General features: G+C 70.7%; 7 protein-coding genes and 1 pseudogene. 4 read left to right on the top strand and 4 right to left on the bottom strand.

From position 1 onward, the window contains the following. Positions 1-446 (bottom strand): NYN domain-containing protein (locus JWP28_RS17175; protein ID WP_299544815.1); only part of this gene is annotated, 446 nt, incomplete at its 3' end. Positions 447-474: 28 nt separating this feature from the next. On the opposite strand from JWP28_RS17175, the gene folK reads away from it, so the two are divergent. Further along, on the top strand, positions 475-1,011 hold the full coding sequence (folK, locus tag JWP28_RS17170; protein ID WP_299544814.1) for a 2-amino-4-hydroxy-6-hydroxymethyldihydropteridine diphosphokinase: 537 nt from the start codon (positions 475-477) through the stop codon (positions 1,009-1,011). A 17-nt stretch (positions 1,012-1,028) separates the two neighbouring features. Here the strand turns inward: folK and JWP28_RS17165 are convergent, their stop codons facing one another. Continuing rightward, positions 1,029-1,841: a hypothetical protein gene (locus tag JWP28_RS17165; protein WP_299544813.1), complete on the bottom strand. Its 813-nt coding sequence runs from the start codon at positions 1,839-1,841 to the stop codon at positions 1,029-1,031. Positions 1,842-2,016: 175 nt separating this feature from the next. On the opposite strand from JWP28_RS17165, the gene rpoZ reads away from it, so the two are divergent. Together rpoZ and JWP28_RS17155 are read left to right on the top strand one after the other, a co-directional pair. After that, complete coding sequence (gene rpoZ, locus JWP28_RS17160) at positions 2,017-2,376, top strand: DNA-directed RNA polymerase subunit omega (RefSeq protein ID WP_299544812.1); 360 nt, start codon at positions 2,017-2,019, stop codon at positions 2,374-2,376. Positions 2,377-2,516: 140 nt separating this feature from the next. After that, a complete protein-coding gene (locus JWP28_RS17155) occupies positions 2,517-4,685 on the top strand; it encodes a bifunctional (p)ppGpp synthetase/guanosine-3',5'-bis(diphosphate) 3'-pyrophosphohydrolase (protein WP_299544811.1) in 2,169 nt (722 codons plus the stop codon). A gap of 57 nt (positions 4,686-4,742) precedes the next feature. Here the strand turns inward: JWP28_RS17155 and JWP28_RS17150 are convergent, their stop codons facing one another. Both JWP28_RS17150 and JWP28_RS17145 read right to left on the bottom strand, forming a co-directional pair. After that, positions 4,743-6,422, bottom strand: coding sequence for a hypothetical protein (locus JWP28_RS17150; protein ID WP_299544809.1), 1,680 nt, complete (start codon positions 6,420-6,422; stop codon positions 4,743-4,745). Then, positions 6,422-7,369 carry an alpha/beta hydrolase gene (locus tag JWP28_RS17145; RefSeq protein ID WP_299544808.1) on the bottom strand — a complete coding sequence of 316 codons (948 nt, stop codon included), beginning with the start codon at positions 7,367-7,369 and terminating at the stop codon, positions 6,422-6,424. The genes JWP28_RS17150 and JWP28_RS17145 overlap by 1 nt, the downstream gene beginning before the upstream one ends. A 99-nt stretch (positions 7,370-7,468) precedes the next feature. Between JWP28_RS17145 and JWP28_RS17140 the strand changes: the two are divergent. Then, positions 7,469-7,634 (top strand): annotated as a pseudogene (locus JWP28_RS17140) (orotate phosphoribosyltransferase); the annotation flags it as partial.

Genomic DNA, 7,634 nt, shown 5'->3' with positions numbered 1-7,634 from the left:
GGCGGCTGCGACTTCACCGTCGAGACCACGGTCACCCGCGCGCCCTTGCGCTGCACGGCCTCGACCAGGCAGCGGAAGTCGCCGTCGCCGGAGAACAGCACCAGGTGGTCGGCGGAGGCGGCCATCTCCATCATGTCGACGGCGATCTCCACGTCCATGTCGCCGCGCCAGCGCTTGCGGCCCTGGCTGTCGGTGTATTGCCGCGCAGCCTTGGTCACCAGGCTGTAGCCGTTGTAGTCCAGCCAATCGACCAGCGGCCGGATCGGCGAGTACTCCTCGTCCTCGACGAGCGCGGTGTAGTAGTAGGCGCGGATCAGGACGCCGCGCTTGCGGAACTCCTCCAGGAGCTTGCGGTAGTCGATGTCGAAGCCCAGGCCCTTGGCCGCCGAATAGAGGTTGGCCCCGTCGATGAAGAGCGCCAGCCGGTCCGTGGGGTAGAAGGTCATCGTCGCGAAATTCCCAAAGGCCAAAGTCTTGAAGGCTGCCGACGCCGGGCTGGACGACGCCGTCGTCGTGGCCCTGGGCGGCAACCTGGCCGGCGATTTCACCTCTTCCGAGGCGCTGCTCGAGGCGGCCCTGGCGCGGTTCCCTCAGGCCGGATTGCCTGTGGTCGCCCGGTCGGGCTGGTGGCGGTCCGCCGCCTGGCCCGACCCGAACGGCGAGGAATATCGCAACGGCGTCGCGATTGTCGAGGCGAACGGCCCGCCGCAAGCGGTTCTGGAGGCGCTTTTCGCGATCGAGCGGGCATTTGGCAGGATACGCGGCGCCCCGAACGCCCCGCGAACGCTCGATCTGGACCTCATCGCCTACGGGCGCGAGGTCGCCGAGGGGCCCGGCCTGGTCCTGCCGCATCCGCGGGCCCACGAGCGGCTGTTCGTCATGGGCCCACTGGCCGAGATCGCCCCCGGCTGGCGGCATCCGGTGAGCGGGAGGACAGCGGTGGAGCTGGCGCGGGACGCGACGGTGGGGCGGGACGCGATGCCCCTTTATCCCGCTCATCCCCGGGGATGAGCGGTGTGGAGAATGCCCTAGGCGATCGCCTTGCGCCGTCGGTCGTCGCGGACGATCTGCAGGCCGCGGGGGCTGGGCGCGAGGGTCCAGCGGCCGGGGTCGGCCAGTTGCGGGTCGAGTTTCGAGCCGATGATCGCGGCCTCCATGACCAGGCCCGCGGCAATGCGCGGCGGGACGGATTCCACCGTCTGGCCGATCAGCCGGGCCGCCACCATCGAGGCGAGGATCGGCCAGTGCGCCTCGTTCAGCATCGGCTCGTCGGCCGCCTCCATCGGCATGGGCGCGGTGAAGACCCGCCGCGCGAGGGGCCAGAGCACGCGCAGCAGGTCCTGCGGCCGGGCCACCATCTCGCGGCCTTCACTGGCCTCCAGTTGCCCGAATTCGCCCTCCACGGCGTCCTTGGCGATGCGGCGCTCCAGCTCCCAGTAGTCGCCGAACTCGGTGCGATTCACGCCGGCCGCGGCGGCTGCCTGCACCACGAAGCGTTGCAGCGGGAAGCCGTGGCCGTAGCCCAGCAGCAGCGGGGCGTTCACCCAGCGCCCGGCCAGGAACCGCCGCCCGTCCTTGGTCTGGCGCAGCATCAGGCTTTCCGGACCGACCAGGTCGCGGCGCGAGGCGAGCAGTTCGCCCTGCTCCAGCGCCGCGTTCTGCGCGGCGAAGCCCACCAGGGCCCCGATCGCCACCAGCAGGCTCGGGGCGTGCGCGCCGCGCGCCGGGATCTTCTGGAGCAGGATCGACCGCAGCGCCGCGGTCGCCAGGTTGGCGCGGTTGACCGACTCCGGCTCCCAGGGGAACCGCAGTTCGGGGCGGGCGGCGGGCGCAGGCGGCATCGAGGACTCCAGCAGCGACAGCTCTACTATGGCCCCGCATCTATTGAAGCTTTGCAACCTATCGTGGTGAACAGTGTCTGACCGCGGTCCGCCACACGCCTGCGGCCTTTGCGGCGTTGCACAATGGGTCCCGAACCTCTATTTTCACAGGTTCTCTCCCCGTCCCGAGGAATCCATGGCTCGCGTCACTGTCGAAGACTGCATCGAAAAGGTCCCCAACCGCTTCAACCTCGTGTTGCTGGCGGCGCATCGGGCTCGCGCCATCTCGGCGGGCGCCCAGATCCTGGTCGATCGCGACAACGACAAGAACCCGGTCGTCTCGCTGCGCGAGATCGCCGACGACGTGGTCGACGCCGAAGAGCTGCGCGAGACCCTGATCGGCACCCTGCAACGGGTGGACGAGCGTTCGGAAGCCGAGGAAGAGGCCGAAACCCTCGCCCTGCTGGCCGATCCGACCCACATGCAGATGAGCGAGCTCGAGCTCGTTCGCGCCCTGCAGAGCGATCGCGATGGCGGCCAGGAGGAGCGGTACTGAGCCCGGAAGGCGCAGAACCCCTCATTGCCAAGGCGGCGCCTGACCCCGCCGCCCCGCTGAAAGACGCCCCCAATTCGGACCCCTCTCTTTCGGGGCGGGAGGCGCCGACCCCGATACCGGCGGTCGCCAAGCGTCCGAAGATGCTCCGCCAGTTCGAGCTGATCGAGAAGGTCCGCTCCTACGACCCCACCGCCGACGAGGCGCTGCTCAACCGCGCCTATGTCTACGCCATGCGCATGCATGGGGCGCAGAAGCGCGCGTCGGGCGACCCCTATTTCGCCCACCCGATCGAGGTGGCGGGCATCCTCACCGACTATCGGCTCGACACCGCCACCATCGTCACCGCCCTGCTGCATGACGTGATCGAGGACACCCCGGTCACGCGCGCCGAGATCGACGAGCTGTTCGGGGTCGAGATCGGCGAGCTGGTGGAGGGCGTCACCAAGCTCTCCAAGCTGGAGCTTTCCTCCGAGCACCTCCGCCAGGCGGAGAACCTGCGCAAATTCATCCTGGCGATCAGCCGCGACGTCCGCGTGCTGATGGTCAAGCTGGCCGACCGGCTGCACAACATGCGCACGCTGCAGCACATCGCCAGCCCCGCCAAGCGCGAGCGGATCGCCCGCGAGACCCTGGACATCTACGCCCCGCTGGCCCGCTCCATCGGCGTCCACCGGATCACCACCGAGCTGGAGGAGCTGGCCTTCGAGCACCTGAACCCGGTGGCCCGCGACGCCATCGGCCGCCGGCTCGACACCCTGCGCCACGAACAGGGCGGGGCGGTCTCCCAGGTCTCGGGCGAGATCGCCGCCAAGCTGGAGGCCGCCGGCGTGCCGGCCCGGGTCTTCGGCCGCGAGAAGAACGCCTATTCGATCTGGCGGAAGCTGCAGCGCAAATCGATCGGCTTCTCGCAGCTTTCCGACATCTATGCGTTCCGGGTGATCGTCGACACCGAGGAGGACTGCTACCGCGCGCTCGGCGTCATCCACCGCGCCTGGCCCTCGGTGCCAGAGCGGTTCAAGGACTTCATCTCCACGCCCAAGCGCAACAACTACCGCTCGCTGCACACCACGGTCGTCGGCCCAAGGGGCATGCGCATCGAGATGCAGATCCGCACCGAGGCCATGGACCGGGTCGCCGAGGAGGGCGTCGCCGCCCACTGGCGCTACAAGGACCAGACCTACGGCTTCGACGCCGAGCACCAGAAGGCCGCCGGCGGCCGCGACCCGCTGGTCAACCTGCGCCACCTCGTGCAGGTGCTGGAGCACGGCGGCGACGCCGAGGAACTGGTCGAGCACGCCAAGCTGGAGATGTTTCTCGACCAGGCCTTCGTCTTCACGCCCAAGGGCCGGCTGGTCAGCCTGCCGACCGGCGCCATGCCGCTGGACTTCGCCTACGCGGTGCACACCGACATCGGCGACACCACCATCGGGGTGAAGATCAACGGCGAGCTGAAGCCCCTGCGCACCGTCTTGCAGAACGGCGACGTGGTGGAGGTGATCCGCGGCGGCAAGCCGGTGGTGCCCCCCGACTGGCGCTCGATCACCGTCACCGGCCGCGCCCGTTCCGCCATCCGCCGCCACATCCGCCAGACCGAGAAGGAAGAGTTCACGAGGCTCGGCCGCGCCACTGTCGACCAGACCTTCGAGGCCGCCGGCAAGTCGCGCAAGGACGTCTCGCTCAGGCCCGCCCTCGACCGCTTCGCCGCGGCGACGGAAGACGAGCTGTTCGACGCCGTCGGCCGCGGGCGGGTCTCCCCCCCGCAGGTGCTGGAGGCGCTGTTCCCAGGCCTCAAGGCCCACGAGCGCAAGGCCGCCGCGGCCCGCCACCGCATCGAGGACGGCAAGTCGGCCAAGCTCTATGTCCGCGGCGGCGGCCTGACGCCCGGCGTCAGCATCCACTTCGACGAGCACTGCTCGCCCGTGCCCGGCGACCGCATCGTCGGGATCCTGGAAGGCGACGGCAAGGGCCTGACCGTCCACACCATCGACTGCGAGCGGCTGGCCGCCTTCGAGGACCACGAGGAACTCTGGCGCGACCTGCAGTGGACGCCCGAGGCCGAGCGCAACTCCATCGCCCGCGCCAAGCTGCTCGCCACCATCCGCAATGCGCCGGGCGTCTTGGGCCAGGTCTGCACCATCATCGGCGAGGCCGGCGGCAATATCGTCCAGCTGCGCATGCACCACCGCCAGGCCGACTTCTTCGACGTGGACATCGACGTCGACGTCAACGACGCCAAGCACCTGACCCACATCGCCGCCGCCCTGCGCGCCAACCCCAGCGTCGAGACGGTGGACCGGCGGAAGGACTAAGGGTTTTCCACCTCCCGCGCGCAGCGGCGGAGGGGGCCGCGCCGACAAGGGCCGATCTCAGGGAGTCGGCGCCGGTCGGTAAAGCGAGAGCTCCACGCCCTTGTACGTCTGCACCCACGGGCCGCCGGGCGGCGTCTCCGGGCCAGCGACCACCACCGCCTGGGTCCCGGCGAGGTTGACAGGTGAGATCTGGCCGGGCGGGCCCAGGTACACCCGCGGCCGGGCGTCGAGACGCAGGAATCCGAGGTGGCCGGCGTTGGCCTCGGGAGCCAGCAAGACGATGTCGCCGGTGAGGGGCAGGCGAGGCTGCATCGCGCGGATGTCGCGTTCCAGCGCATAGCGGTGCGCCACCATCGGCCCGACCCAGATGTGGTCCAGCCAGGTCGAGAGGAGACCCAACGCCAGGATCAGGCCGAGACCTGCGTGCAACGGCCGCGTCCGCAGCGCCAAGAGTCCGGCCGCGGCCAGGCTCACGGCGATCGCCAGCGCCCGATAGGGCAGCCGCAGCCCCAGCGCCGCGCGGAGCGGATCGGGGTGGAAGAAGGCGCTGAGGATGCTGGCGTCCCAGGGGAACAGCACGATCCCAGCCCGGAAGCCCGCCAACAGCCCCGCGAGGCCCGCCAGCATCACCGCCGCGCTGGCCAGCTGCGCCCGGGGCGCGACCGGCCGCGCCAGGGCCGGCGCGGCGGCGAGCCAGATCATCGGCGCGAAGAACTCGAAGTAACGGCCCCAGAGCCGCTTCGTCTCGCCGGGCGTGGACGCGATCTTCATGGCGAAGATCGCCACCATGACCAGGGTCGCGAACAGCGACAGGACCAGGAGCACGAACACCAGGTCGCCTCCGCTCGCCTCGAACCGGCCCCGCGAGGCGCGCCAGCGGCCGGCGAGCTCCACAAGGCCGGCGACGATCGGCGCGCCGGCCAGGAGCGCCATGGCCGAGATCGTCGAGCCCAGGGTGAGGAGGCCAAGGCTCACTGCGCCCGGCGGCGACGCCGTGGCCAGCTGGCCGCCGTAGAGATCGCCGACGAAGAAGGCCAGCGGATGGGCCGCCGGCGCCTCGGCGGCGATCTGGATCAGGTTGCCGACGACGAAGAAGGTCACGGCGAAGAGCAGGGCGCGCAGCGGCAGCCGCCGCCATCCGCCGCTCGCCGCGGCGTCCAGCCCGGCCAGCACCGCGAGCGCGGCGACGGTCGCCAGCCCGTTCGGCTTGACGAGCACGAGGCTCGCCGCCAGCGCTCCCGCCAGTAGCGCATGGACCATCGGCCGCGTTCGATACCAGCGCCCCGTCGCCAGGCAGATGAGCGCCAGCACGCCGACGAACAGCCCTTCGGCGAGGTTGGAGAAGGCGAAGCGGTAGTAAGGAAAACCCACCGCGATCAGCAGCAGGACCAGCCCGTCCCGGCGCGGCAGGCCTGTCACGCTCGAGCGCCAGAGCAGCAGCAGCCCGCCGACGTAGGCCGCCGCGTTCACCAGCCGGTCGCCGACGATGTAGGGCGCGCCCATTTCATAGACCGCTCGGATCACACTCAGGTGGACCCCGTTGTTCAGCGGCGCGACGCTTGGGTTGAGCGCCACCATCACGTCCGGATAGAGCGCCCGGATCAGATAGGCCGCTTCGTCGGCGGCGTAGATCGGCAGCGGCATCAAGAGCCGCCGCGCATAGAAACCGAGGATCGCCAGCACGACGCACGCCGCCGCCGCCAGCCAGGCCCCCTGAAGCCGCCCCTGTCCCGTCATCAACCCGCCGGCGGCAGGTGGGCGAGCACGTGCTCGACGCCGCGGACGACCGCGTCGCCGTAGGTCGGACCGAGGACGGTGGTGTGCGACGCCCCCTCCACCGCCTCGAAGCGCCCGGCGCTGGACGCCCGTTCCGGCGCCCGCCGCGCGTCGTTCCGCTCGGAGCCCGGTCCTGGCGCCCCCGCGACCACCACCGCCACCGGCCAGCGCGGATCGTAGGGCGGCGCAAGCCGGGCTTCCGCCGCGCTGCGCCGCCAGTTGACCACCTCGTTGGCCGCCGTCCGCGCGTGGCGGCCGGAGACGTAGGCGTGGCGCTTCTCGGCGCGCCCCTGCGGCGGCAGGCCGATGCGGTCGCCGGCGTAGTAGAGTGGCAGGGTGGTCCCGATGCTCGCCGAGACCGCCGCCACCCGCGAGATCGCCGTGAAGGGGCCCAGGAACCTGGCCGTGCCGGGACTGTCGACCTGCTCGGGCGTCGTGGCCTCGATCAGCACCAGGCCCGCGACCTTGTCCGGATTGCGCCCGGCGAACAGGCGGGTGTGCAGGCCGGCCATGGAGTGGCCCATCAGGATGAACGGCCCGCGCTCCCCCGATGCGGCGATCAGCTTCTCGAGGTCGGCCACGATGGCCTCGCTGTCGCGCGGCTGCGGCCCCGGGTCCGACCAGCCCATGCCGGCCCGGTCATAGGCGCAGGAGCGGATGCCCTTGGCGGTCAGCTTCTCCTGGATGGCGGCGAAGTCGGCGGCCAGCCCGAAGGCGCCGGCCTCCATCCAGACCGTCGGCCGGCCCGCGTCGGCCGGCGGCCCCGCGCAGACCAGCCGCAGCTTGCGCCCGCCGATGTCCACATAGGTCCCCGAGGGCGTGAACGGCCCGGCCGTCGCCACCATCGCGGCGCCCCCGGCAATCCAGACGACCAGAACCAGGGCGAGGCCGATCAGCATCCTGCGCATTGTCCGCACCTAGGGGTGAGCCGCGCAAGGCGGCAACAGCCGACATTCTCCGAGCCCCAATATCTTTCGAGAGGCCGGAAAGAAGGCTATCCAGCGAGTATGACCACTGATGACGTCCTCGAGGAATTCCGCGGCGCGGGCGCGCTGCGCGAAGGCCATTTCATCCTGGCCTCGGGCCGGCACAGCCCGATGTTCCTGCAGAAGAACCTGGTCTTCCAGTACCCGGAGCGGACGGCTCGCCTATGCAAGGCGCTGGCGGAGAAGA

Origin of the sequence: Phenylobacterium sp. (genome assembly GCF_028290885.1) — a bacterium.
GTDB lineage: Bacteria > Pseudomonadota > Alphaproteobacteria > Caulobacterales > Caulobacteraceae > Phenylobacterium.
Note: the sequence above shows the minus strand (reverse complement) of the source record. Positions and strands in the feature narration are given on the sequence as shown.

Coding starts and splice junctions, on each gene's coding strand:
- JWP28_RS17165 (WP_299544813.1), bottom strand. CDS start 1,841: ATGCCGCCTGCGCCCGCCGCCCGCCCCGAACTGCGGTTCCCCTGGGAG.
- rpoZ (WP_299544812.1), top strand. CDS start 2,017: ATGGCTCGCGTCACTGTCGAAGACTGCATCGAAAAGGTCCCCAACCGC.
- JWP28_RS17155 (WP_299544811.1), top strand. CDS start 2,517: ATGCTCCGCCAGTTCGAGCTGATCGAGAAGGTCCGCTCCTACGACCCC.
- JWP28_RS17150 (WP_299544809.1), bottom strand. CDS start 6,422: ATGACGGGACAGGGGCGGCTTCAGGGGGCCTGGCTGGCGGCGGCGGCG.
- JWP28_RS17145 (WP_299544808.1), bottom strand. CDS start 7,369: ATGCGCAGGATGCTGATCGGCCTCGCCCTGGTTCTGGTCGTCTGGATT.